The 24,545-nt window shown below is 63.0% G+C and carries 19 protein-coding genes; 13 read left to right on the plus strand and 6 right to left on the minus strand.

Annotated features, from left to right (window positions below; translation table 11 throughout):
• Positions 1-91: 91 nt before the first annotated feature.
• From ROSMUC_RS10345 to ROSMUC_RS10360, 4 genes are all read left to right on the plus strand, one after another.
• Positions 92-922, plus strand: coding sequence for a sulfotransferase domain-containing protein (locus ROSMUC_RS10345; protein ID WP_037272660.1), 831 nt, complete (start codon positions 92-94; stop codon positions 920-922).
• The gene (locus ROSMUC_RS10350) at positions 919-1,788 is read left to right on the plus strand and encodes a sulfotransferase domain-containing protein (RefSeq protein WP_037272663.1); all 870 of its coding nucleotides are present in this window, start codon (positions 919-921) and stop codon (positions 1,786-1,788) included. Before ROSMUC_RS10345 ends, ROSMUC_RS10350 begins: the two co-directional genes overlap by 4 nt.
• A gap of 70 nt (positions 1,789-1,858) precedes the next feature.
• Entirely contained in the window at positions 1,859-2,365 is a 507-nt protein-coding gene (locus tag ROSMUC_RS10355; protein ID WP_037272666.1) for a hypothetical protein, read from the plus strand.
• 109 nt (positions 2,366-2,474) lie between these two features.
• Positions 2,475-2,759 (plus strand): hypothetical protein, encoded by a 285-nt coding sequence (locus ROSMUC_RS10360; RefSeq protein WP_052115311.1) that lies wholly within the window; start codon positions 2,475-2,477, stop codon positions 2,757-2,759.
• Between the two features lie 112 nt (positions 2,760-2,871).
• Here ROSMUC_RS10360 and ROSMUC_RS10365 read toward each other — a convergent pair whose 3' ends face one another.
• The gene (locus ROSMUC_RS10365; RefSeq protein ID WP_008280689.1) at positions 2,872-3,078 is read right to left on the minus strand and encodes a cold-shock protein; all 207 of its coding nucleotides are present in this window, start codon (positions 3,076-3,078) and stop codon (positions 2,872-2,874) included.
• Positions 3,079-3,285: 207 nt separating this feature from the next.
• Here ROSMUC_RS10365 and ROSMUC_RS10370 point away from each other — a divergent pair, with 207 nt between their 5' ends.
• A complete protein-coding gene (locus tag ROSMUC_RS10370; protein WP_037273000.1) occupies positions 3,286-3,600 on the plus strand; it encodes an ArsC/Spx/MgsR family protein in 315 nt (104 codons plus the stop codon).
• A gap of 46 nt (positions 3,601-3,646) precedes the next feature.
• The gene (locus ROSMUC_RS10375) at positions 3,647-4,015 is read left to right on the plus strand and encodes a hypothetical protein (protein WP_037272669.1); all 369 of its coding nucleotides are present in this window, start codon (positions 3,647-3,649) and stop codon (positions 4,013-4,015) included.
• Positions 4,016-4,021: 6 nt separating this feature from the next.
• On the opposite strand, the gene ROSMUC_RS10380 is transcribed toward ROSMUC_RS10375, so the two are convergent.
• A complete protein-coding gene (locus ROSMUC_RS10380; protein WP_037272671.1) occupies positions 4,022-5,305 on the minus strand; it encodes a hypothetical protein in 1,284 nt (427 codons plus the stop codon).
• A 141-nt stretch (positions 5,306-5,446) separates the two neighbouring features.
• Here ROSMUC_RS10380 and ROSMUC_RS10385 point away from each other — a divergent pair, with 141 nt between their 5' ends.
• Positions 5,447-6,109 (plus strand): transglycosylase SLT domain-containing protein, encoded by a 663-nt coding sequence (locus ROSMUC_RS10385; RefSeq protein ID WP_037272674.1) that lies wholly within the window; start codon positions 5,447-5,449, stop codon positions 6,107-6,109.
• Between the two features lie 72 nt (positions 6,110-6,181).
• On the opposite strand, the gene pepN is transcribed toward ROSMUC_RS10385, so the two are convergent.
• Positions 6,182-8,734, minus strand: coding sequence for an aminopeptidase N (gene pepN, locus ROSMUC_RS10390; RefSeq protein WP_037272677.1), 2,553 nt, complete (start codon positions 8,732-8,734; stop codon positions 6,182-6,184).
• On the opposite strand from pepN, the gene ROSMUC_RS10395 reads away from it, so the two are divergent.
• The 3 genes from ROSMUC_RS10395 (at position 8,733) to ROSMUC_RS10405 (ending at position 11,471) form a co-directional block, all read left to right on the plus strand.
• A complete protein-coding gene (locus ROSMUC_RS10395) occupies positions 8,733-10,319 on the plus strand; it encodes an FAD-binding domain-containing protein (protein ID WP_102105930.1) in 1,587 nt (528 codons plus the stop codon). The genes pepN and ROSMUC_RS10395 overlap by 2 nt on opposite strands.
• A gap of 1 nt (position 10,320) precedes the next feature.
• Positions 10,321-10,515 (plus strand): DUF2256 domain-containing protein, encoded by a 195-nt coding sequence (locus tag ROSMUC_RS10400; RefSeq protein ID WP_037272683.1) that lies wholly within the window; start codon positions 10,321-10,323, stop codon positions 10,513-10,515.
• Positions 10,516-10,694: 179 nt separating this feature from the next.
• The gene (locus ROSMUC_RS10405; protein ID WP_037272685.1) at positions 10,695-11,471 is read left to right on the plus strand and encodes a gamma-glutamyl-gamma-aminobutyrate hydrolase family protein; all 777 of its coding nucleotides are present in this window, start codon (positions 10,695-10,697) and stop codon (positions 11,469-11,471) included.
• A 6-nt stretch (positions 11,472-11,477) separates the two neighbouring features.
• On the opposite strand, the gene ROSMUC_RS10410 is transcribed toward ROSMUC_RS10405, so the two are convergent.
• The 3 genes from ROSMUC_RS10410 to ROSMUC_RS10420 form a co-directional block, all read right to left on the minus strand.
• Positions 11,478-17,132, minus strand: a complete 5,655-nt coding sequence (locus tag ROSMUC_RS10410) for a Hint domain-containing protein (protein ID WP_037272687.1) — start codon at positions 17,130-17,132, stop codon at positions 11,478-11,480.
• A 332-nt stretch (positions 17,133-17,464) separates the two neighbouring features.
• Positions 17,465-19,711 (minus strand): Hint domain-containing protein, encoded by a 2,247-nt coding sequence (locus ROSMUC_RS21560; RefSeq protein ID WP_037272689.1) that lies wholly within the window; start codon positions 19,709-19,711, stop codon positions 17,465-17,467.
• 192 nt (positions 19,712-19,903) lie between these two features.
• Positions 19,904-20,656: an SDR family NAD(P)-dependent oxidoreductase gene (locus tag ROSMUC_RS10420; RefSeq protein ID WP_037273002.1), complete on the minus strand. Its 753-nt coding sequence runs from the start codon at positions 20,654-20,656 to the stop codon at positions 19,904-19,906.
• Positions 20,657-20,730: 74 nt separating this feature from the next.
• Here ROSMUC_RS10420 and ROSMUC_RS10425 point away from each other — a divergent pair, with 74 nt between their 5' ends.
• The 3 genes from ROSMUC_RS10425 (at position 20,731) to ROSMUC_RS10435 (ending at position 24,332) form a co-directional block, all read left to right on the plus strand.
• Positions 20,731-21,183, plus strand: coding sequence for a methyltransferase family protein (locus ROSMUC_RS10425; RefSeq protein WP_037272691.1), 453 nt, complete (start codon positions 20,731-20,733; stop codon positions 21,181-21,183).
• Positions 21,184-21,310: 127 nt separating this feature from the next.
• A complete protein-coding gene (locus tag ROSMUC_RS10430; protein WP_037273004.1) occupies positions 21,311-22,885 on the plus strand; it encodes a Re/Si-specific NAD(P)(+) transhydrogenase subunit alpha in 1,575 nt (524 codons plus the stop codon).
• 13 nt (positions 22,886-22,898) lie between these two features.
• Positions 22,899-24,332, plus strand: coding sequence for an NAD(P)(+) transhydrogenase (Re/Si-specific) subunit beta (locus tag ROSMUC_RS10435; RefSeq protein WP_037272693.1), 1,434 nt, complete (start codon positions 22,899-22,901; stop codon positions 24,330-24,332).
• Positions 24,333-24,545 lie beyond the last annotated feature (213 nt).

The raw sequence follows: 24,545 nt of genomic DNA on the forward strand, positions 1-24,545 counted from the left end.
CGGTTAAAAGACAAGGGGCGGGGGGTGACATTTCCCCCCGCCTTTTCTATGTGTTCCGCCCATGTGAGCAAACTGTGGAGGCCCGCGGGGCATGAAGCGAAGCATCATCTGGCTGGCCTCTTATCCGAAGTCCGGGAATACGTGGACGCGGCTTTTCCTTGCCAATTACCTGATGAACGCCCAAGAACCGGTGCCGATCAATCAGGCGCATCGGTTCGCCGTAGGCGATGCCGTGGTCAAGATGTACAACCGCGTCGCAGGGCGCGAGATTGACCCCACGGACCTGTCGCTGTGCCTGCGGCTGCGCGAGGGTGTGCTGCGCGGGATCGTCGCCAACAACGCCGATGTGAATTTCGTCAAAACCCATAACGCGCGCGTGGCCCCGGAGCGGATCGATCTGATCCCCGATCGCTACACGCGCTCGGCCATTTATATCATCCGTAACCCGCTTGATATGGTGCTGTCCTACGCGCGCCATTACGGCATCACGCAAGAGGATGCGGCGCAGAAGATTTGCCATCCCGACAATGGCAATCTGCCGACCGAGACATCGGTCGCGCAATACCTCAGCACCTGGGACTTGCACGTCAAGAGTTGGATGGCCTATGCGCCGTGGAAGCGGCTGATCGTGCGCTATGAGGATTTGCTCGACAATCCCGAGACGCATTTCGCCAAGGTGCTGGATTTGGTTGGCGTGCCGGTGGACAAGACGCGTTTGCAGAGGGCCATCCGCTTTTCCAGCTTTGACGAATTGTCGCGTCAGGAAGAGGAACAGGGCTTTATCGAGCGGCCAGAGCAGAGCGAGAAATTCTTTGGCAAGGGCCAGAAGGATCAGTGGAAAACCGATCTCGACCCGGCGCTGGCGGAGATGATCCGATCCAAGATGGGCGAGACGATGAAGCGATACGGGTATCTGGAATGAGCGATCTGCGGCGGATTATCTGGCTGGCAAGCTATCCCAAATCGGGCAATACATGGATGCGCAGCCTCTTGGCGCATTACTTCATGCCTTTGGGAAAGGCACCGGATATCAATAACTTGCGGCAGTTTACCACCGGAGATACGCGGCAGGATTTCTTTGATGCGGCCAATGGGGGCCCGTTTCGGGGGCAGGGGTTGGAGGATTGGATGCGGGTGCGCGGGCGCGCGCTGCGGCTGATTGCGGGCTCGAAACCGGATCATCATTTCGTCAAGACCCATTGCCAGACGGTGCGGATTTTCGATCAGGATGTGATCCCGCCCGAACTGACCGCCGCCGCGATCTATATCATCCGCAATCCGTTCGATCTGGCCCCGTCCTTTGCCCGGCATCAGAATTGCGATCTGGACTTGGCGATCGAGCGGATGTGCAACCCCGACACGATCACCGGGACGCCGAGCGGTATCATCGACCTGCTTGGCCGCTGGGATGATCACATTCGGGTCTGGACCAACGCGCCGGGCCTGCCCATCCATGTGGTGCGCTATGAGGACCTCTTGCACAATCCCGGTCGCACCATGCGCGGATTGTTGGAGAAATTCCTCAAGGTCAAGGTGGACGGTCCCAAGCTGGCGCGGGCGATCAAGGCCACGAGTTTCGAGGCGATGAAGCGGCAGGAAGAGACGCTGGGTTTTGCCGAAAAGCCCAAGGGCATGACCGCGTTCTTTGCCAAGGGGCAGGCGGGGGTATGGCGCGAGGACCTGACGCCAGCTCAGGTGGCCAAGCTGCGCACGGCGTTTTTGCCGGCGCTTGAGCGGTGGTACCCCGAGATGCTCAAGGATACGGGGGCCGTGGCCGCGCAGGTCTGAGGGCCATGCTGGCAATCGCGGGCCGGAGGGCTATGCTGAGCGTTATGAAACCGCAATCGGAGGGCCGGAGATGACACGCAAGGGAATGATGCTGGCAGCGCTGGTCGTGGCAGGCTGCACGGCTGCGGGGCCGCAGGTTGTGGCGCGGTTGGGCGCGGACCCGGTGGTCTCCGGCGGAAGCTATGATACCGGTGGCGGGCTGAGCGTGGCGGTTGATATTCGCGAGGCGCAGGGCCGTGTGCTGCTCTGTGGGGTCTGGGCGCAGAGCCATCAGCAATCGGTGCTGACCAAGGGCAAGGCGGTGGATGTGATGGGCTCTGGCGCGGTCTATCTGGGGGATCGGGCGTTGGCGCGCGGTCTGGTCTTTATGCGTGAAGTGCCGCCCGCGCTGGACTATGGGGACCAAGAGGCGGGCTGTATGCTGACCGACCGGCCCTGGCAGGCAGGCTACGCCGAGACCGCGCCGGTGATCCGCCTGCCGCGTCAGGTGGTGCATGTCGAGGGGGATCTGGGGCATTTTGTCGTGACCTTCCGACAGACGGGCCCCGGCGCCGGGACGCCAAAAGCGATAAACTAGCGCGAAAAGCGGTGGATTTGCCGGGGTGCCGCCGGGAAAGAAATTGACAGAGCGCGGTTATCCCATACCATCGGGCGCGTATATTCACTGTTTTTCCAAGAGGTTTCCCATGATCCTGCGTGCATCCGCCGTGATTTCCGCCCTTGCCCTCGCCTGTCTGGGCGCGCCCGCCATGGCCCAAAGCGCCAAGGTCTATGCCTATGAAAGCAAAGCCAATTACTGCCCTGCCGGTTTGCAACCGGTGACGATCAGCGGTGTGATTTGCTGTGGTGAGCCCAATCAGACGCAGAGCTATCAGCAGGCGATGCGCCATCCGGTCACCAAGGTGCGGCACCGGTCCTATACGGCCACCTCTCATCTCAACTGCCCTGAGGGTGCGAAGGGCTGTTACTGAGGCGATAAATCTCTGGAACAGGGCGCGGCGTGGCGCCCTGTTTTGTGTTGATTGTGGTCTTGGTTCAGCCTGCGGCTATCTGCGCCGCGGGGCTAACGCCGAAGCTGACGCGTCAGAGCAAACGCAGATCCGACGCCATTTGACGGCCGTCGCGCCCTTCCTGTAGCTCGAACCCGACCTTTTGATTGTCAGCGAGCCCTGTGAGCCCTGAGCGTTCGACCGCAGAGATGTGGACGAACACATCCTTGCCGCCGCCGTCAGGGGCGATGAATCCATAACCTTTTGTGGTATTAAACCATTTCACGGTGCCGGTCGGCATGCCGCTTCTCCTTTTGCGTCGCTTCCCCGGGAATATGCCGGGCCATGTCCTGCCGAGCCCTCAGGGACCGGCCAAGCGTTGCAAAGGCGGATTCTGAATGCCCATCGTGACGGGAATCATGATTGCATTGCCATTGTAAAAATCAAGCGAAACTCCGTGACGCGCGGGATTTTGCCCGATAAAAGCGCAGAAATGACGGAGTATGCGATGATCCTTTACGGTATCAAGACCTGTGACACCTGCCGCAAGGCGTTGAAAGCGTTGGGTAATGTGACGTTTCACGATGTCCGGGCCGATGGGCTGCCTAGCGAAGTGGCACAGGCGGCGTGGGCGCAGTTTGGCGAAGCGCTGGTGAATCGGCAGTCTACCACCTGGCGCGGGCTGAGCGAGGAAGAGCGGGCGCAGGAGGCGCTGACCCTCTTGGCGGCACATCCGACGCTGATGAAACGCCCGCTGATTGACGCGGGTGGCACGCTCTATCTGGGATGGGGCAAGGACACACAACACGCGCTGCTTGGATAAGCGGGCAAGAGGCCCCATATCGGGCCGAGGTTCAGGAGGCGGGCAAATGCGCAGCGCGGCAATGGTTTTAGGAGTGATCGGCGGCTGTCTGGCGGTGCTGGTCGGGTTTTTCAGCTTTGGCTATACCGAGGTGGTCAACCGGGTGGGTGAGGTGGACGGGCTGCTGATGCAGGTGAGCGACCCTGCGTTGATCCGCAGCGCGAGCTTTCTCGCGCCGCTTCTGGCGATTGCCGGGGGAGCGATGGCCAAGATTCGCGCGCTCTGGGGCGGGGTCTTGCTGCTGATCTCGGCGGGGCTGATGTACTATGCCTTTGGCTTCAACGTCTTTACCATGTTTCCCTTGGGCTTTACCGGGCTGGCCGGGGTTTTGGCCATCGCGGCGGGCAAGCCGGACGAGCCAAAGGCGCATTTCTGAGGGCGGTCACAGCGCGGGCAGGCGATACATGCCAGAGCTGGAAAAGGCGATGGAACTGCCGTCTGATATGTCTTCGGCAAAGCGTTGGGCGATGACGCGCAGGGCGGTTTGACGCCCCTTGGCCACCAGCGCGCGGCGCGAGGGCAGCGAGGGCGTAAGGCCGGGACTGAGCAGGGTTTGCGACCAGATGAGCGGGTGGAGTTCCTGCAAATGGTTTTCCAAGAGCCAATCCAGACAGTCGTGGATGCGGCGGCGGGCAGCGTCGAGGGACGACGAAAGCCGGTCTTTGCCGGTCTTGGGGGCCATAACGATGCCGCAAAAGGCCGAAAGCTGATTGATCACATGCTGGTCGCGGCGCCGGAACACGATATCGCGCAACCCGTCCACGAAGAACTCTGAATCCAAACGCGTTATTGCGCCGGGGTCGAGGGCGAGCGCATCGAAATAGACCCAAGCATAAGCGCCAGCCCCCCAGATTTCGCCGGTACGCGCGGCTGTGCGGCGCGCCTCGAGATCGAGCATATCATAGCTGCCATAGCGCGCGGGCAAGAGTGCCTCGCCGAGCGCGCGCATGTGTCGGGGGCTGTCGGGATCAAGGTCGATCAGCCGTTCGTAATCATCGGCCACCCGCATCCGAGGCTGTTGCCGTGCCGCCAAGAGGGCGCATTGCGCGGCTGCCAAGGACGGCGCATCAAGATCGACGCCATCGAAGGGGGCAAGAATATCCTCGGCGCGTTTGAAATGTTCGAGAAAGCGTAGTTCATGCGCCGCGCGGGTGCGGTCGGTGGCGGTGGCACGCCACGCCCAGCCGATGTCGATGTGGGCCAATGCAACGATCAGCGCGCAGGGGTAGCTGTCGGGGTATTCCGCCTGCATCTCTTCCAGCGCGTCGATGCCGGAGGGGTCCGGTTCTGCGCCGTCATGCAGCGCGTCTTCGGCGGCGGCCACGACATCGGCGCGCGCGCCCACGGCCAGCAGGGTGGTCGCATTCTCGCCCCCCGGTGTGCGCAGCCGTGCGGCATCGGTGTATTCGATCACCTGCGCCAGTTCAGCCCACATCTCTTGGCGGGCAAGTTTCTGACCCCGGTCCTGATGCATCGCGCGGGCCATTTCCTCGTCCGTGACGGGCAGGGAGGGGAGCAGGATGCGTTTGGACAGGCTGTCGAGATCCGTTTCGGGCTTGCGCCGCAAGAGGCCCAAGAGATCGGGCCAAAGGCGTGTCGCCTGCGCCGGACGCTTGCGCACGGCCGGGTCGGTGGGTTCGGGTGTGGCGAGCGGTTCAAACGGCATAGGGGCTCCGGCAATCCTGGTGCCCCCCAAGGTGCCGCCGGATTTCGACCAAAAGAGGGCGATGCTTGGGTGAAGGCAGGGAATATGCCCAGCACCGTCAGGGGCGTTGCCATACCCCGGGCCTTACGTCAGAATTGCCGGATGAGGAGATTTTTGGGTATTGTTTTTATTTTGTTTTTTTCTCTTCCGGCGGTGGCGCAGGACGGGGAGAACGGGGATTTTGGCCTTAGCCCCCCTGCCAGAGATGGCAATATTCCGCGCACGCGGTGGGAACATCGCACGGAATCCGCACTCTGGACGCGCGCCGCGCTCTCGGCGCTCAAGGCGCATGGCGCGCCGCTTGTGCAGAGCGTTCCGCGCGATATTGCGAGCTGGTGCCCCTCTTACGCCACGGGAGGAGAGGCGCGACGGCGCGCGTTCTGGGTTGGGTTCCTGTCGGCGCTGGCCAAGCATGAAAGCACCTATAATCCGAGGGCTATCGGCGGCGGCGGGCAATGGCACGGGCTATTGCAGATCCTACCCGCCACCGCGCGGGGCTACAAATGCCGGGCGGGCAGCGGCGAGGCCTTGCGCCATGGGCCTGACAATCTGTCCTGTGCGATCCGGATCATGGCCCATACCGTGCCGCGCGACGGCGTGGTGTCCGAGGGGCGGCGCGGGGTGGCGGCCGATTGGGGGCCTTTGTCGAGTGCCGCCAAGCTGGAAGACATGCAGCGCTGGACGCGGGCGCAGAGCTATTGCAAGCCGCTGTCCTCGGTGCGGCCAAGGGCGCGCCCTGTGCAGGTCGCGCGAGTGGCGGAGTAGCGGGCTGCGCGACCTAGGCGAGGTCCCGGGGCGAGCCCGGGACGGGAGTGTTTTCGATGGGGCGCAACACGTTCAGGCCCCCCGTATCCGGCCCACCATTTCCGTCGTGTCGCGGCTGAGGTTCGGGGTGGCAAGGATGCGGTCCAGTTCTGCCGCGATCATGCCTTGGCGCACCGGATCGTAACGCCGCCATGTCTCGAAGGCCGAGCACATCCGCGCCGTGGTCTGCGGGTTGAGCGGATCGAGCCGGATGAGCATATCCGCAAGCAGCCGATAGCCGCGCCCTGACGCGTGGTGAAAGCCCGCGGGCGACATGGTGAGCGCGCCCAGCGTGGCGCGGAACCGGTTGGGATTGCGCAGGGTGAAATCGGGGTGGTGTGTCAATGTCTCGGCCTCCTTAGCCGCCCGTTCGGGCGCGGCGTGCATGATCTGCAGGCTGAACCACTTGTCGATCACCAGCCGGTCGTGTTGCCATTGGGTATAGAAAGCCTGAGTGGCGGCCTCGCCTACGCCCGCCTGCAAGAGGCAGGACCAGGCCGTCAATTGCTGAGTCATGTTGTCGGCAGAATCATATTGGGCCTGCGCGCGCGTTCCGCCGTCGCGACGGCTGAGCATCGCCAATGCGGCATTGGCAAGCGCCCGCGCGCCCGCCTGATCGGGGTCGGGGCGGTAGGGGGCCGTGACCTGATGGCGGGTGTAGAGATCCTGTGCGATGCTATCGAGCGCCTCTGCGCGGGTGTCGCGGAGGGTTTCGAGCGCCTCCCATATTGCTTGTGGGTCGGGGGTATGGCCCGCGTCAAAGAGTGCCTGCGCCAGATCATCCTCGGAAGGCAGGCCAAGCGCCAGCGCGCGAAAGGCGGGATCGAGCGTTTCATCGCGCGCCACGCGGGCGATCGCATCGAGATAGGCGGCATCGGGTGCCGCGCCCTTGGTGATCATCGCGATGAGGCCGGCACGGGCCAGTGCGCGCCCCGCCTCCCATTTGTTGAACGGGTCGGTGTCATGCGCCAGCAGGAAAGCACGCTCGGCATTGCTGCTCTCGCGTTCGAGGATCACGGGGGCGGAAAAATCGCGCAGGATCGAGGGGATGGGCCGCGATGCTAACCCATCGAAGCTGAAGCTCTGCTGTGCTTGGGTCATTTCCAGCACGCGGGTTCGCAGCACCTCGTCGCCATTGGGGCTGAGCAGGCCCACGGCAATCGGGATGACGCGCGGCGGTTTGTTCTCCTGCCCGGGTGTGGGCGGGGTTTTCTGTTCGAAATGAAGCGTATAGCGGCCATTGTTGAACTCTTCGGTGACGCGCAGGCGCGGCGTGCCCGCGTCGGAATACCAGCGTTTGAACTGGCTGAGGTCACGGCCCGTGACATCCTCGAAAACCTTGAGCCAATCCTCGATGGTGCAGGCCTGCCCATCGTGGCGGTTGAAGTAGAGATTGAGCGCCTGCTTATAGGCGGCATCGCCCACCAGACGCTTGAGCATGCCGATCAGCTCGGCCCCCTTTTCATAGACCGTAGCGGTGTAGAAGTTGTTGATTTCAATGAAGCTCTCGGGGCGGACGGGATGCGCCAGCGGGCCGTTATCCTCGCGGAACTGGCGGGCACGGAGGGCGATCACATCCGAGATGCGCTTGACCGGGGCGGAGCGCAGATCGGAGGTGAACTGGCTGTCGCGATAGACGGTCAGCCCCTCCTTGAGGCAGAGCTGGAACCAGTCGCGGCAGGTGATGCGGTTGCCGGTCCAGTTGTGGAAATACTCATGCGCGACAATCGCCTCGATACGTTCGAAATTGGCATCTGTTGCGGTCTCCGCTGTGGATAAGACGCAAGAAGAGTTGAAAATGTTCAAGCCTTTGTTCTCCATCGCGCCCATGTTGAAATCGTCCACGGCGACGATATTGAAAAGATCGAGATCATATTCGCGCCCGTAGACCTCTTCGTCCCAGGCCATGGATTTCTTGAGCGCCTCCATGCCAAAGGCGCATTTGTCCTCATCCCCCGGTCGCACCCAGATGTTGAGCGCGACCTCACGGCCCGAGCGGGTGGTGAACGTGTCGGGATGCGCCACCAGATCACCCGCGACGAGGGCAAAGAGATAGGCGGGTTTCGGCCAGGGATCGTGCCACTCGGCCCAGCCCGCGCCGCTGCCCGTGGGGTTGCCGTTGGAGAGCAGGACCGGCATGTCGCCCTCGATGCGCACGGTGAAGGTGGCCATCACATCGGGGCGGTCGGGGTAATAGGTGATCTTGCGAAAGCCCTCGGCCTCGCATTGGGTGCAATACATGCCGTTCGACATATAGAGCCCTTCGAGGGCGGTATTGCCTTCGGGATCAATCTCGACTTCGGCCTCGAACGTGAAAGGCGCGTCGGGGACCTGGGCCCGGAGGCCCTGCGGCGTCACCTCGGCTGTGATTTCGGCCCCGTCGATACGGGCCGAGATGAGCGTAAGCGCCTCGCCATGCAGGAAAAAATCGCGCGATGCGGCCTCGGGGTTGGGGCGGAATTCGATGCGGCTGAGAACGCGGGTGGATTTGGGCGCAAGCCGGAAGGTCAGATGCACCGCGTCCACGAGATAGGCGGGGGGCGTGTAATCTGCGAGATAAACGGGCTGCGGGGCTGCATCTTTCATGGCGCTCTCCTTTGACTTTGGCGCGAAGGTAGGCGTTGGGGAAGGGGGCTGCAATGGGCTTTCCTTTGGGGCGTGCGCCTCTATTTCCGGGGTTATGGAACGCCCGGTCATTCTCTGGTTCAAGCGCGATTTGCGGGTGCAGGATCACCCGGCGCTGCACCATGCCGCGCGGTTGGGGCCGATCATCCCGCTCTATATCGTGGAGCCGGATCTATGGGCCGAGCCGGATGCCTCGGGGCGGCAGTATGCATTTGTCCGCGACTGTCTGGAGAGCCTGCGTGAGGATCTGGCAGGCCTGGGTCTGGAACTCGTGCTGCGCGTCGGGGATGCGGTGGCGGTTCTGGAGGATTTGCGCGCCCGTCACAAGGTGGCGCATCTGGTGAGCCATGAGGAAACCGGCAATCTCTGGAGTTATGCGCGCGACCGGCGGGTTGCAGCGTGGGCGCGCGGGCAGGGGGTGCGGTGGCACGAGAGGCCGCAATCGGGCGTGGTGCGGCGGCTGGGCAATCGCGACGTCTGGCAGGGCGCGCGCGACGGGTTCATGCGCACGCCGGTTCTGGGGCCGCCCGAGGGCGCGCGAGGGCTGGTGCTGGCCACTGATGACCTGCCAAGCGACGAGAGTTTGGGGCTGAGCGATTTTTGCCCGTTGCGGCAAAAGGGCGGGCGTGGCGCGGCGCTGCGCGCGCTCGAGTCGTTCCTGACGACACGCGGCGAGCGCTATCAGCGCGCCATGTCTTCGCCCCTCGACGGCGCGCGGGCCTGTTCGCGGATCAGCCCGCATCTGGCCTTTGGCACGCTGTCGCTGCGCGAGGCGGTGCAGGCGGGCGCGGCGGCGCCCGGCGGGCGCGGGCCGGATTGGGCACGCGCCATGCGGTCGTTTCAGGCGCGTTTGGCCTGGCGCGATCATTTCATGCAAAAGCTGGAGGATGAGCCGGAGATCGAGCGGCGCTGCCTGCATCCCGCCTATGAGGGGCTGCGCCCGCGCGACGCGGACGCGGCACGGCTTGCGGCGTGGTCGCGGGGCGAAACGGGATTGCCCTTTGTCGATGCCTGCATGCGGTCGCTCTTGGCGACGGGATGGCTCAATTTCCGCATGCGCTCGATGCTGATGGCGGTGGCGTCCTATCACCTCTGGCTGGATTGGCGCAGCACCGGGCCGGTGCTGGCGCGGGCCTTTACCGATTACGAGCCGGGGATTCACTGGCCGCAGGTGCAGATGCAATCGGGCACCACGGGGATGAACACGATCCGGATTTACAACCCGGTGAAACAGGGGCTGGATCAGGATCCGACGGGGGAATTCACGCGGCGTTGGTTGCCGGAATTGCACGGGGTGCCGGATGCGTATTTGCAGCGCCCATGGGACTGGCCGGAGGCCGATAGGCTGTTGGGACGTGGCTATCCGGCACCGATCGTTGATCCGGTCGCGGCGGCACGAGCGGCGCGCGAGGCGGTCTGGGCCTGTCGGCGCGCGCATCGTGGGGATGAAAGGACGGCGCAGATCGTGCGCCGCCATGCCAGCCGCAAACGCCCAAGGCGGGCCAGGCCCAAGGCGGTCTCGGCGCAATTGAGTCTGGACCTCTGATATGCCGCGCGCGCCCCGCAAATCCGATCTGCCGGTCAAGACCTGCGCCACCTGTGGGCGGCCGATGGTATGGCGGCGCAAATGGGCGCGCGTCTGGGACGAGGTGCGCCATTGCAGCGAGCGGTGTCGGCGTAGCCGCAAGGCCGCTGGTGTGGACGAGAATGGCCCGGCCGGTCGGGATGCGTTTGACCGGTGACGAAGCCGCCCCGCCCACGGCGTCAGGGTGGCGCCAAAAAGTGAAGAACCTCGCAAGAAATTCGGGCAATTTCGCATCATCGCACGAAAACATGTGCGCGAATTGATGTTTTGTTATTCCATTCTGCGTTATATTTAAGACAAATATGTAAACGTCAGGCGCAGCCCGGAAAGACAAAAATGAAACGTCCGGTTGTTGGTGTGATTGCCAACCAGTACCAGATCGAAAACCGCTACCCGACCCATGCGGGGGGCACCATCAATTCCTCGGCGGTGGCCGATGTCGCGGGCTGTATGCCGCTGATCATCCCTGCCGATCCGCGCTATGTGTCGGTTTCGGAATTGCTGGACACCTGCGACGGTTTTATGCTGACCGGCGGACGGCCTAATGTGCACCCCGAGGAATATGGCGAGGCGGCGACCGAGGCGCATGGCGCGTTCGACCGCGCGCGCGATGCGATCACCCTGCCGCTGGCGCGGGCCTGTGTCGAGCGTGGGCAGCCGATTTTGGGCATTTGCCGGGGCTTTCAGGAGATGAATGTCGCCATGGGCGGCACGCTGCACCCCGAAATCCGCGACCTGCCGGGGCGGGACAATCATCGCATGCCCCCCGAGGGCACGATGGAAGAACAATTCGCCCTGCGCCACAAGGTGCGCTTTACGGCGGGTGGCGTGTTTCACCGGCTGATGGGGGCGGAAGAGGTGATGACCAACACGCTGCATGGGCAGGGTATTCTGCGCGCTGGGCGCAGTGTCGTGATCGACGGATGGGCCACGGATGGCACGCCTGAGGCGCTCTATATCGACGGCGCGCCGGGGTTCACGCTCTCGGTGCAGTGGCATCCGGAATATAACGCCGCGCATGACCCGGTCAGCCGTCCGCTCTTTGCCGCCTTTGGCGATGCGGTGCGGGCCTGGGCCGCGGGGCGCGCGGCCCCGCTGCTCCGCTCGGCCTGACCTCGGTCAGGCCACCTCTTTCTCGTTGAGAGAACACAGGAGTTGCGCCTCGTGGCGGCGCAGACAACTGCGCGCGGTGTCGCGGTGGTGGCCGGGTGCGGTGCGCAGTTCCGGGAAGATCGTGAAGAGTTCCTCGCGCGCTGCCGCGTCGATGGCCCCAAGCGCCATGTCACCTGCATAAAAGCTCTCGGTGCCGATTCCGTCGGCATAGATGATCTCGTGCCGGTCGAACATGATGTGGATGTAGGTCACGGCGTCGCGCGGGCTGATGGTCACGTCGCGGCCGTTGACCATATGCTTGGCGGCAATCAACACCTCGCTTTCGCCAAAGAGCAGCTCGGCCTGATAGCCGGTGAAGAGCAGGCGGTGCTGCGGTGACACGACGAGCGGCGCTTGTCCGCCCATCACGCTTGAGGCGATGGAAACGGGGGCGAAATCGCCCAAACCGGGAACAGTGCGTTTGCCGATCCAACGGATCGGTTGCAGCCCGTGATCGCGTGTCACCACCATATCGCCCAAGCGCAGGCTCTCGACCGGGCGTTCGCCCCATTGGGTGAGAATACGCGCGCCGGGGGTGAAACAGATGATGTTCTCGATCTCGAAGAAGTTGACCAGCGTGCCATCGGCCATGGTGACGCTGCCCGAGAGACCGCCCGCCGTGTCATCTGTGTTGGTGAAGGTGATGTCGGATTTATTGGCAAACTCGCCCAGCCAGAGGGTGTCGCCCAGCGTCTCTTCGCCCTCGCCACCGAGGATGGTGATGGTATTGGTTGCGGCCTCGCCCAGATCGGTCAGTCGGAAGAAATCATCGCCTTCCTCGCCTGCTACGCTGTCGCCCTGGCTGACATTGATCGTGTCATCGCCGGTGCCGCCAAAGAGCGTATCGGCGTCGATGCCGCCATCGAGGCTGTCATTGCCCGCATCGCCATAGAGAACGTCGGCGCCGTCGAGGCCGAAGAGCGTGTCATTGCCGTCGCCGCCCATGACCGTATCAGCGCCAAGACCAGCGGAGACAAGGTCATTGCCTGCACCGGCGTCGATGACATCATCGTCACCATTGGTGCGGCTGTCGGCATTGTCCACCCGGTCGCCTTCGGGGTCGCCGGTATAGGCGCTGTCGATGGTGTCGTCGCCCGCCGTGCCTTCGACCACATAATCGGGCTGGAAGATGCCCATGGCCGCGAGCGCGTTGTGAGAGGAAATCGAGGCCGGATCGACCCCCACAAGCGTGAGGCTCTCTCCATTCGGGAAGCTGAGAACGGCGTTGCCGTCGAGATCGCCGCTGACGGTCACATCGGTCACGTTGACCGGATCGCCATTGGCATCGGTCAGACCCGACAGGTCAAGCTGATCCTGTCCGGTAAAGGTGCCGTCGCCATTGTCGATGGGACCGGCAAAGCCGGTGATGGTATCTGCCCCGTCGCCATCGGCAAAGACGACGGTATCGACCGCGCCATCGCCGGCGCCGATGTCGAAGCTGTCATCGCCCGCGCCGCCGTCGACGGTATCGGCGCCCGCGCCGGTGCTGACGCTATCGTTGCCGCTGGAGCCGAGCACGAGGTCGTCGCCAGAGCCGAGGATGATATTCTCGATCTCGATGAATTGCGCCGTCTGGGTGCCGTTCGACAGCGTGCCCTGTTCGGGATTGCCCGGATCGCCCGCTGTCAGGTCGAGCACGGTGTTCTGCGTGACTGCGCCTGCGTCAAGCGTGTCGCCGCCTGCGTCATTCGACCAGCCGTCGATGGTGTCATTGCCGAAATCATCGGCCATGACGATAAGGTCATCGCCTTCGGCGGCGAAGATCACATCGTCGCCGGTGCCGCCCAGGAGCGTGTCATTGCCGCCGCCCGCGCTGAGGCTGTCGTTGCCTGCGCCGCCGTCGAGATAATCATCGGCCACGTCGCTGCCCGCGAGCAGCGTGTCATTGCCATCGCCGCCGATCAGCGTGTCGGCCTCGGTTCCGCCGTCGAGATAGTCGTCACCCGCGCCGCCAATGAGGCTGTCGGAGCCGGTGAACCCCTCCATGCTGTCATTGCCGTCACCGCCCGCGAGCGTGTCGTTGCCGTCGGCACCAAAGAGCGTGTCATCGCCCGCGCCGCCGTCGAGACTGTCATTGCCAGCCTCGCCGTGAATTTCGTCATTCCCGGCGCCGCCCAACACGGTATCGTCGCCCAGCCCGGCAAAGACCACGTCATCGTTGCCGCCGTCGGCGGCGTCGTTGTTGTCGATCTTGTCGCCTTGGGGATCGCCCGTATAGCTGGTGTCGATCAGGTCCGCGCCGCCGGTGCCTTCGACAATGAAATCGCCCTTGAAGCTAGGGATTCCCATGGCGATCAGCTGATCCACGCTCTGGACCGCCGTGATCGGCACGCCGACGAGTGTCACGCTCTCGCCGCCGGGGAAGGTGAGGACGGCGTTGCCGACCCCGTCCTGTGACACAACGACATCCTCGGTCGAGACCGGGTTGCCGCTGGCGTCGGTAAGGCCGGTCACATCGAATTGGTCGCGCCCGGTAAAGGTGCCGTCGCCATTGTCGGTTGGGGTCTCGAAGCTGGAGACCACATCATTGCCGGACCCGTCCGCGAGGATCAGAAGATCGGTTTCGCCGTCGCTTGGACCAAGGTCGATCTGGTCGTCGCCCGCGCCGCCCGCGACCGTATCGGACCCCGAGGAGGAAAGGATCGAATCGTTGCCGTCCCCGCCATCGACATAGTCGCTGTCAAAGCCGGAAAAGATCGTATCGTCGCCACCACCCGCGAGGATGCTGTCATTGCCGTAATTGCCGATGATTTCCTCGACCCCGTCCGAGCCGATGACGGTATCGGCCCCGGTGCCCATCTGGAAACGCTCGATTTCCGAGAATTCGGTGACGGCGGTGCCGTCGGTGATCGTGCCGGTGCCCTCGGCGGTGAAATTGATCAGCAGCCCGTCGGAAATGGCGGAAAAGTTGATGCGGTCGCCTTCGCTGACCGTCTCTTCGGTCTCGCCGCCGATGATCGTGTCGTTTTGCAGGCTGCCATCGAGGAAAATCTCGTCATCGCCCGCGCCTGCGAGGATGAGGTCATTGCCGAGACCCGAATCGATGCTGTCATTGCCCGCACCCGCGTCGATCACGTCGTCATTCGACCCGTTGGCGGCATCGTTTGCGTCTACCAGGTCGCCGTCGGGGTCGCCGGTGTAGCCTAGGTTGATGAGATCGGCGCCTGCCGTGCCTTCGACCACGAAATCGCGCCCATCGGGGATGCCCATGGCCACGAGGGCGGCAGGATTGGAAACCTGGGCCGGTGACACGCCCCAAAGTGTCAGGCTCTCGCCGCCGGGGAAGGTCAGGATCGCATCGCCCGTGCCGTCGCCATTGGTGTCGGTGACCGTCACATCCGCAGTGGTGACAGGGGTTGTGCCATCCGAGGTCAGGCCCGAGACATCCAGCAGGTCGCCGCTGGAGTAGGTGCCATTGCCATTGTCGGTGGGGGCGGCAAAGCCGCTGACCGCATCGCGGCCGGAGCCATCGGCAAGGACCAGCGTGTCGGTGCCCGCGCCGAGGATGATATTCTCGATTTCGGAGAAAGTGGCGGTGGATGTGCCATCGCTGACGATGCCGGTTTCGGCATTGGTGGCGGTCAGGTCGAGGGTGATCGGGCCGGTTGTCGCGGACAGATCGAGCGTATCGCCCGAGGTTTCGCCGGTTTCGCCACCGGTGATCGTATCAGAGCCAAAGGCGTCCTCGATCCGGAATGTATCGTCGCCGCCTTCGCCGAACATCTGGTCGGCCCCTGTGCCGCCTGCGATCAGGTCATCATCTGTCCCGCCAAAGATGGTGTCGTTGCCGGCTCCGCTGAGGATCGTATCGTCGCCAGCCCCGGCCAGCACCGAATCCGCATTGCTGCCGTCCGAATGGTCAAGCGCGTCGATCCTGTCGCCATCGGGATCGCCGGTATAGTTGACGTCGATCAGATCGGCGCTGGCGGTGCCTTCCACGATGAAATCAGGGATGATGAAGCGTTCGATGTCGACGTAGTTGATATTGAACGATTCAAATCCGCGGCTGAGAGAAATCTGACCGCTGAACCCCGGATTGCCGTTCGCCTCGGGGTTTTGCGTCATGCTGGTGACGGTCCAGCCGTCCGCGATCAGCCCCGAGAGGTCGAGCGTGTCGTTGTCGGTGCCGCCAGAGCCGCCATCGGCGTAGAAATTGTAGGCACCGGAAGGATCATTCGCCGTTGCAACGATCAGGTCAGCATCATCGCCGCCGAAAATACTGTCATTGCCACCTGAACTGATGATCGTGTCATTGCCCGCTTCGCCAAATACGGTGTCGGTCCCCGCGCCCCCGTCGATCAGGTCATTGCCGCTCTCGCCGCCGATGGAATCGTTGCCCGCATCGCCGCTGAGGATGTCACCTGCCGAGGAGCCAAAGATCGTGTCATTGCCGTCGCCGCCCGAAACGGTGCTGGCATCGGCGGTCGCATCAAAGCCGCCGGCGTCGTCGATGAAGTCGTTGCCCGCGCCCCCTTCGACCGAGTCGTTGCCGGTGCCGTAAAAGATCGTGTCGTTTCCGCCACCGCCGAGGATGGTGTCGTCGCCGCTGCCGCCCAGCAGCGAGTCGGCCCCGTCGCGCCCGTCGATGGAATCGTTGCCCGCGCCGCCGTCGATCACGTTGGTGGTGGTGCCGCCGTCGAAAATGTCGTCATAGCCCACAAGCGTGTCGTCAAAGGCTGAGCCGATAAAGCCGTCGATACCGTTGCTGATCACATCCCCGGCGGCGTCCCCCCCCGAGGTGGTTCCGGTCGAGAGATTGACATTGACCGCTTCGCCCGAGGCCGAGTAATCGACGATGTCGAGCCCCGCACCACCAATCAGCGTATCCGCCCCGGCCCCCCCGATCAGCGTGTCGTTGCCATTGCCGCCATCGAGCGAATCGTTGCCCGTGCCACCATCCAGCAGGTCGTTGCCGTCACTGCCAAACACGGTATCGTTGCCCGCACCCGCGCGCACGGTGTCATTGCCCAGGCCGGCCGTGACCAGATCGTCGTTTGTTCCGGCCAGATTGTCCGTGTCGTCGATCCGGTCGCCTTCGGGGTCGCCGGTGTAATTGGTGTCGATAAGGTCGTTGCCGGTCGTGCCCTCGACCACGTAATCCGAGAACGTGAGGTCGTAGCGGTCTGCCGTCATGGCATAGACATCGGTGCCATTGGTCGGGGCGGCGGTGCCGAGCGTGACCGACAGGATCGGTTTGGCCTCAAGCGCGTCGGAATAGGCGTTAGGACCTGAGGGCGGCGGCAGCAGGTAAAGATTGCCGCTCGTATCCTGCATCACGATCGCGGAGACGGTCGCCGTGGTGCCATCGGTGTAGGTGATGATCGTATTGTTGTAGATCATCGTGGCGTCATGCGTGTAGCGCACGCCGCCGATGACGAATTGTTCGTTGCTCAGGAAGTTGTTGGAATCGTAGGCGTTGGATGTAGCCCCGCCGATATAATCGGGAAACAGCAGCAGGTCGATGTCGGGTGAGAGCGACGCAACATTGCTCGCCAGCGGATCGGAGGTGCTGCCGAAAACGAGTCCCTCAAGGGCCTGATGATTCTCGGAGGTGAGATTGCCTTCGATCGTGTCGATTTGCGGGGCGGTCCCAAGGCGGAAGAGATCAAAGGTCGTGGCCATATTCGGTTACTCGTCAGATTTCTGGTCGTGGGTGTGGCCGTGACGGGCCAGGCGGCGGAGGATCGTCCGATCAGAGGGGCAGACAGTCCAAGGGGCGCGCAGACACCCCGTGCCGCCCCCAGCGCTCACGCGCGCGGGGGAAAGATGTGCGTGTCTTAAATATATGTTTTTTAAACATAAAACCTGCTTTCCACGTAAGATAACACTCGGGCAAGGTCAGTCTTGACGATCATAAGACGTACCCTTTGGAATAGTGTTAAAGTCCCAGCGTGCTGTTACTTTGGCTGGATTCAGGCATTTTAACGGCCCGTGCGCGTCATAATTTAGGGGCGTTATCCGCAGGGTTGTAAAAGTTTGGCCTCGTGGCGCTTGAGGCAGGGGCGCGCGGTGGCACCATAGGCATTGGGATTGCTGCGCAGTTCCGGGAAGATGCTGAACATCTCTTCGCGCGCCTGATCCGAAATGGCCGATATGCCGATGTCGCCTGCGTGAAAGCTCTCGGTCGCAGCGCCTTCGGCGTAGATCACCTCGTGCTGATCGAACATGACGTGGATATAGGTCACGGCGGCCTGTTCCTCTTGGGTGACGGCCAGGCCGTCGACCAGATGCCGTGCGGCGACCAGCACTTCGTCGCAGCCAAAGAGCAGCTCTGCCTTGTAGCCGGTGAAGAGAAAGCGGTGCTGCGGCGAGACCAGAAGCGGCGCGCGCGCCCCGTCGAGCACATGGGCGGCCACGCGCACCGGGGCGAAGCGGTCGATGCCCGGCACGGTGCGCCGCCCGATCCAGCGGATCGGTTGCGGGCCATGATCGCGCGTGATCACCAGATCGCCTGCGCGCAAGGACTCAACCGGACGCTCGCCGCGCGGGGTCAGGATGCCGATGCCGGGCGTGAAACAGATGATGTTCTCGATTTCCGAGAAGTTGACGAGGGTGCCGTCGCTGAGCGTGAAGCTGCCCGAGAGGCCGCCCGCCGCGTCATCGGTGTTGGTAAAGGTGATGTCGGCCTTGCGCGCCTCGGGTGACAGGAAGAGCGTATCGCCGTTGGTTTCGCCCCCTTCGCCGCCGACGATGGTGATCGTGCCGGTGCCGGTCTCGGCGGGCGGTTCGATGACAAAGAGATCGTCGCCATCGCCGCCAAAAAGCGTGTCATTCTCGCCCACGATCAGCGTGTCATTGCCGCCTTCGCCAAAGAGCAGGTCGGCCCCTGCGCCGCCGTCAAGGAAATCGTTGCCCGCAATCGCATCGCTGCCCACGATGAGCGGGCTGCTGGCCAGATCCTGCACCGCGCCGCCGGGCAGGGTGACCGTGCCCGAGAGCACGTTGCCGCCAAGGTTTTCCCAATAGCGCACTTCGATGGTGTAACTTTGGCCCGCCTCGAGCGTGACATCGCCAAAGCGTGTCGTCGCGGCCTGGTGGAAATCGTTGTCGAGAAACGATCCGGTGGTGCCGATCTGATTGGTAAAGGTCAGCGGGTTGCCGTTGCTGTCGAGGATGCGGATGGTCGAGCCATCGTCCGAGGTGGTGGTAAAGCGATAGACCCCATCCGCGGAGGCGATGAGGTTGGAGGTATAGATAATGCCGTAGTCATTGGGATCGAACTGACCTGTCGCCTGCTGGCCATGACCCGTGACGTCAAAGCCCGCAGAGGTGCCGGACCCCGCCAAGGTGCCGCTCTCGATGGTGAACGCCTGACCATTGGCCGAGGTGAAGTCGCGGGTATAGACATCATAGCTCCAGCGTGCGGCGGTGCCGCCATCGCCGTAGAGCACGTCATTGCCTGCGCCGCCCTCAAGGCTGTCATCTCCTGCGCCGCCGATCAGCGTGTCGGTGCCGCCCTGGCCCAGCAGCGTGTCATTGCCGCTCTCGCCGCTCAGGCTGTCGGCGCCGGTGCCACCCTGCACGGAATCGTTGCCAAGGCCAGCGAGCACGGTGTCATTGCCTGCGCCCGCATTGATGACGTCGTCGTTGAAGCCCGGACCGCTGAGCCCGTCGCCATTATCCACCCGGTCAGAGCCATTGGCGACAGGTTCGATATAGCTGCCATTGATGAGGTCGGCCCCGCCGGTGCCCTCGACGATCCCGTTATCCCAGGCCTGCGCCACGCGGTCCGCGCCGAGGTTGGTATTGGTGCTGGCATTGACGCTGTCGAGGGTGATGGAAACAATCGGTCCGGCCTCGAAGGCGGTGACATCGGCGTTGAAGCCGATTTCGGGCGCCAGAAACAACTCGCCGGTGGTGGATTGCGCCAGAACCGCCGTGACAAGCGCGGTGGTGCCATTGGCATAGGTGATGGTCGCGTTGAAAACGCTGAGCCCGTCAAAGATAAACGTCTGCGTGCCCGCGCCTATGTCGGTGGTAAAGGCGTCATTGGCCGCAGTGTTGTTCATGTCGAGCGCACCGCCTGCGCCACCGTTGTTGATGGTCGTGGTGCTGGTGATGCGCTGGTAAAGCGGGTCTAATGCGCTGCCGTAGGTGCGGTTTTCGAAGAGGGCGGCGTTTTCGGCATTGCTGTTGCCTTCGGTCGGATCAAGAAAATCCGTCTCGGTCCCTAAAAAGATCCAGTTGAACGTCGTTGGCATAGTTACGGCACCCTGTTGTTTCCAAGCTGGATACACAGAGTGTGCGGCGGCAATGGGCGCGCATTCGGGAGAATTTTAGACGATTGTGTCTAAAAGCGGGTCAATCATGTCCGGCGTAAGGCGGGGGCGCTGCCCCCGGACCCCCGGAGTATTTCCACCATAAAGAAACCATGCAGGCCGCGAAGCCTTGGATCAGACCTGACCGCCTGCGATCTCGATGGTCTGGCCATTGAGGCTGGACGAGCCCGGACCGCAGAGCCAGAGCACTGCTTGCGCCACTTCTTCAGGGGCGATCAGGCGTTTGTGGCGGTTGGCCTCGATCATCATGGCGCGCGCGGCCTCTTCTGAGACGCCTGCGCGCTGCGAAATGGCGGTGGCATTTCGGCTTACGATGTCAGTGTCCACATATCCGGGACAAATCGCGTTGAAGGTCAGGCCTGTGCCAAGATAATCCTCGCTCAGCGCGCGGATGAGGCCGATCATCCCGTGTTTCGAAGCGGTATAGGCGGCCGCGCCCTTGAGCCCCTTGATCCCGGCAATCGAGGAAATGGCGATGACCCGACCCCAGTCGGTCTGGCGCATGCCGCCCAGACATTCGCGCAAGGTGTAGAATGCGCCGTCGAGATTGGTGGCCATGATCTGACGCCAGAACTCGGCGTCGGTCTTGTGCAGGGCGCGCCCCTCGGCGATGCCGGCATTGGCTATGCAGATCTGGATCGGGCCGCGCGCGGCGACCGCCTCGGCCACGCCGGCGACGACATGGGCCTCTCGGGAGACGTCCATAACGACGGGATGCAGGCCTGCGCCGCTGACTGCCTCCAGCACCGCGGCGCGGCGTCCGGTGATTGTCACCTCTGCGCCCGCCTCGGCCAGCGCGCGGGCGATAGCAAGGCCAATGCCGCTGCCGCCGCCCGTCACCAATGCGTGTTTGCCCGCGATTGTCATCTTGCCTCCACCTTGACTCGCGCTACTGTAGCCGCTCTTGACCAAGTGACAACCTCGAGAGGGATCGCAGGCCCATGCTGAAATGGATCGACATGCCGCCTGTTTGGCTGGCGGGGTTTCTTGCACTCGCGTGGTTGCAATCCAGCCTCTATGGCATGGGCCTCAGCTTTGGCGAGACCTGGGCCGATCTCTTGGGCGGGGTGCTCGTGGGTGGGGGGATTTTGCTGGTGTTGATGGCGGCCATGGAATTTCGCCGGCACAAGACCAGCATCGTGCCGCATGAAACGCCCGAGCGGCTGATTCAGTCGGGCATTTTCCGGCGTTCGCGCAACCCCATCTATCTGGGGGATGCGCTGATTCTCGCGGGGCTGATTCTGCGCTGGGACGCGGTTCTGGCGCTGCCACTGATTCCCGTTTTCGTCTGGGTGATCGAAAAACGCTTCGTTATACCGGAAGAGGACCGGATGCGGCGCAAGTTCCGCATGGATTTTGCGCGATATTGTGAAAAAACCAGACGTTGGTTGTAGAAACCGCGACAATCTTGATCTCGTCACTCACGAAATAGTGTGAAATAACGACTTTCGGGACAAGGAAACCGGCATGCCGCGCTGCGGGGCCACCAAAACACGTCATCTGCCAAAGGGGGAGACAGCATTGAAGATCGGAACGCCAAAGGAAGTGCATGAGGGCGAGAATCGGGTCGCCATGACGCCCGATTCGGCCCTGCAATTGCAAAAGCTGGGCTATGACTGCGCCATCGAGGCCGGGGCCGGGGCCGCTGCCGGGTTCTCGGATGCGGCCTATGAGGCTGCCGGGGTCGAGGTGATCAAGACCGCTGCGGCCCTCTACAAGGCCGTGGATATCGTGGCCAAGGTGCGCCCGCCCAGCGAGACAGAGGCCAAGCGCCTGAGCGAAGGCCAGCTTCTGATCTCCTTCTTCTGGCCTGCGCAGAATGAGGCGCAGATGAAACAACTCGCCGACAAGGGCACATCGGTCATCGCCATGGACATGGTGCCGCGCATCAGCCGCGCGCAGAAGATGGACGCTCTGTCCTCAATGGCCAATATCGCGGGCTACCGCGCGGTGATCGAGGCCGGCAACAACTTTGGCCGCTTCTTTACCGGGCAGATCACCGCGGCGGGCAAGGTGCCCCCGGCCAAGGTTCTGATCGTCGGCGCGGGCGTGGCGGGGCTTGCGGCCATCGGCACATCGACCAGCCTCGGTGCGATCACCTATGCGTTTGACGTGCGGCCCGAAGTGGCCGAGCAGGTCGAATCCATGGGCGCGCAGTTCGTCTATCTCGATTTCAAGGAAGAGCAGCAGGATGGGGCCGCCACCGGTGGCTATGCCTCTGTCTCTAGCCCGGAATTCCGCGAGGCGCAGTTGGCCAAGTTCCGCGAACTGGCCCCGGAGATGGATATCGTCATCACCACCGCCCTCATCCCCAACCGCGAAGCGCCCGAGCTTTGGACCGAGGATATGGTCAAGGCGATGAAGCGCGGCTCGGTCATCGTGGATCTGGCCGCCGAAAAGGGCGGCAACTGCAAGCTGACGGTGATGGATGAAAAGATCGTCACCGACAACGGCGTGACCATCATCGGCTATACCGATTTTCCGAGCCGGATGGCGGCGCAATCCTCGACGCTTTATGCCACCAACATCCGCCACATGATGTCGGACCTCACGCCCGAGAAGGATGGCAAGGTCAATCACAACATGGAGGATGACGTGATCCGGGGGGCCACTGTGGCCCATGCGGGTGCCGTTACCTTCCCGCCGCCGCCGCCCAAGGTTGCGGCGATTGCTGCTGCCAAGCCCAAGGAAAAGGCCAAGGAACTGACGGCCGAAGAAAAGCGCGCGGCGGAAATGGCGGCGTTCAAGGCGCAGACCAAGCAACAGGTCACGCTTCTGGTGGTCGGTGCTGCGTTGCTCTTGGGGGTGGGTCTGGTGGCCCCGGCCAGCTTCATGCAGCATTTCATCGTCTTCGTCCTGGCCGTTTTCGTGGGCTTCCAGGTGATCTGGAACGTGTCGCACAGCCTGCACACGCCGCTGATGGCCGTGACCAACGCGATCTCGTCGATCATCATTCTGGGTGCGCTCATGCAGATCGGATCGGGGTCTTTCCTGGTCATCCTGCTGGCGGCGCTGTCGGTCTTCATGGCCGGGATCAATATTTTCGGTGGCTTCCTCGTCACCCGGCGCATGCTCGCCATGTTCCAGAAGTCATAAGGAGTAGAGGATCATGGATTACGGTTTCACGACGGCCGCCTATGTGGTGGCGGCCATCCTCTTCATCCTCTCTCTGGGCGGGCTCTCGGGGCAGGAAAGCGCCAAGCGCGCGGTGTGGTATGGCATGGCCGGTATGGCGTTGGCGGTTGTCGCCACGCTCATTGGCCCCGGTGCCGGGCTCTGGCTCTTGTCGCTGGTGCTGATCGCGGCCGGTGGTGCGATTGGCTATGTGGTGGCCACGCGGGTGCAGATGACCGAGATGCCGCAGCTTGTGGCGGCGATGCACAGCCTTGTGGGCCTCGCGGCGGTCTTTGTCGGCTTTAACGCCGATATCGAACTGGGGCGCGTGCTGGCGATGGACGACACCGCGCGTAAGGGGCTTGAGGGCTTTGCCGCCGTGCTGGCCAAGAAAACCAGCGTCGAGGTGGCGATCCTGCGGGTCGAGGTGTTCTTGGGCGTCTTTATCGGGGCGGTGACCTTTACCGGCTCGATCATCGCCTTTGGCAAGCTGGCGGGCAAGGTTGATACCGCCGCCAAGAAGCTGCCGGGCGGGCACATGCTCAATGCCGGGGCGGCGATCCTGTCGACCGTGCTGGGGATCATGTATTTCAATGACGCCGGCATCTGGACGCTGGTGGTGATGACGCTTCTGGCGTTCTTCATCGGCTATCACCTGATCATGGGGATCGGCGGCGCGGACATGCCCGTGGTGGTGTCGATGCTCAACAGCTACTCGGGCTGGGCCGCGGCAGCGATCGGCTTCAGCCTTGGCAATGACCTCTTGATCGTGGTGGGGGCGCTGGTCGGTTCCTCTGGTGCGATCCTGAGCTACATCATGTGCAAGGCGATGAACCGGTCGTTCATCTCGGTCATTCTGGGCGGCTTTGGCGGCCCGGCGGGCGAGCAGATGGCGGTCGAAGGCGAGCAGGTGGCGATTGACGTCGATGGTGTCGCCACGGCGCTGAACGAGGCCGACAGCATCATCATCATTCCGGGCTATGGCATGGCGGTGGCGCAGGCGCAGGGGGCGGTTTCCGAACTGACCGCGAAACTGCGGGCCAAGGGCAAGAACGTGCGTTTCGCCATCCATCCGGTTGCGGGCCGTCTTCCGGGGCATATGAACGTGCTCTTGGCCGAGGCCAAGGTGCCCTATGACATCGTGCTGGAAATGGACGAGATCAACGAGGATTTCCCCGACACGGATGTGGCCATCGTCATCGGTTCCAACGACATCGTGAACCCGGCGGCGCAGGACGATCCCAACAGCCCCATCGCCGGGATGCCGGTCTTGGAGTGCTGGAAGGCCAAGCAGGTGTTTGTCTCGAAGCGCGGGCAGGGCACCGGCTATTCGGGGATCGAGAACCCGCTCTTCTACAAGGACAACACGCGGATGTTCTATGGCGATGCCAAGGCGAGCCTGTCGAGCCTTTTGCCGAAGATCGACTGATCGTTTCGGGATGTGAGAATGCAGAGGGCGCGGCCGAGAGGCTGCGCCCTTTCGTGTTCTGCTTTCCCTTTGGCAAAGGTTGGAATTTGAGTATTTTGGGAACGATGACGCCCAAAGCTTGCGCGGTATACACTTGTGTTCCGCTAAATCATTGGGTTTGAACGAAAAACCTCTTTTTCGCGGGCGCGGCACGCGGTATGGAGCGCGGAGGAA

The organism is Roseovarius mucosus DSM 17069, assembly GCF_000768555.3.
In the GTDB taxonomy this organism is placed as follows: domain Bacteria; phylum Pseudomonadota; class Alphaproteobacteria; order Rhodobacterales; family Rhodobacteraceae; genus Roseovarius; species Roseovarius mucosus.

Excerpts from the sequence above, each read along its gene's own strand:
- ROSMUC_RS10345 (WP_037272660.1), top strand. The coding sequence starts at position 92 with ATGAAGCGAAGCATCATCTGGCTGGCCTCTTATCCGAAGTCCGGGAAT.
- ROSMUC_RS10350 (WP_037272663.1), top strand. The coding sequence starts at position 919 with ATGAGCGATCTGCGGCGGATTATCTGGCTGGCAAGCTATCCCAAATCG.
- ROSMUC_RS10355 (WP_037272666.1), top strand. The coding sequence starts at position 1,859 with ATGACACGCAAGGGAATGATGCTGGCAGCGCTGGTCGTGGCAGGCTGC.
- ROSMUC_RS10360 (WP_052115311.1), top strand. The coding sequence starts at position 2,475 with ATGATCCTGCGTGCATCCGCCGTGATTTCCGCCCTTGCCCTCGCCTGT.
- ROSMUC_RS10365 (WP_008280689.1), bottom strand. The coding sequence starts at position 3,078 with ATGCCGACCGGCACCGTGAAATGGTTTAATACCACAAAAGGTTATGGA.
- ROSMUC_RS10370 (WP_037273000.1), top strand. The coding sequence starts at position 3,286 with ATGATCCTTTACGGTATCAAGACCTGTGACACCTGCCGCAAGGCGTTG.
- ROSMUC_RS10375 (WP_037272669.1), top strand. The coding sequence starts at position 3,647 with ATGCGCAGCGCGGCAATGGTTTTAGGAGTGATCGGCGGCTGTCTGGCG.
- ROSMUC_RS10380 (WP_037272671.1), bottom strand. The coding sequence starts at position 5,305 with ATGCCGTTTGAACCGCTCGCCACACCCGAACCCACCGACCCGGCCGTG.
- ROSMUC_RS10385 (WP_037272674.1), top strand. The coding sequence starts at position 5,447 with ATGAGGAGATTTTTGGGTATTGTTTTTATTTTGTTTTTTTCTCTTCCG.
- ROSMUC_RS10395 (WP_102105930.1), top strand. The coding sequence starts at position 8,733 with ATGGCGCTCTCCTTTGACTTTGGCGCGAAGGTAGGCGTTGGGGAAGGG.
- pepN (WP_037272677.1), bottom strand. The coding sequence starts at position 8,734 with ATGAAAGATGCAGCCCCGCAGCCCGTTTATCTCGCAGATTACACGCCC.
- ROSMUC_RS10400 (WP_037272683.1), top strand. The coding sequence starts at position 10,321 with ATGCCGCGCGCGCCCCGCAAATCCGATCTGCCGGTCAAGACCTGCGCC.
- ROSMUC_RS10405 (WP_037272685.1), top strand. The coding sequence starts at position 10,695 with ATGAAACGTCCGGTTGTTGGTGTGATTGCCAACCAGTACCAGATCGAA.
- ROSMUC_RS10410 (WP_037272687.1), bottom strand. The coding sequence starts at position 17,132 with ATGGCCACGACCTTTGATCTCTTCCGCCTTGGGACCGCCCCGCAAATC.
- ROSMUC_RS21560 (WP_037272689.1), bottom strand. The coding sequence starts at position 19,711 with ATGCCAACGACGTTCAACTGGATCTTTTTAGGGACCGAGACGGATTTT.
- ROSMUC_RS10420 (WP_037273002.1), bottom strand. The coding sequence starts at position 20,656 with ATGACAATCGCGGGCAAACACGCATTGGTGACGGGCGGCGGCAGCGGC.
- ROSMUC_RS10425 (WP_037272691.1), top strand. The coding sequence starts at position 20,731 with ATGCTGAAATGGATCGACATGCCGCCTGTTTGGCTGGCGGGGTTTCTT.
- ROSMUC_RS10435 (WP_037272693.1), top strand. The coding sequence starts at position 22,899 with ATGGATTACGGTTTCACGACGGCCGCCTATGTGGTGGCGGCCATCCTC.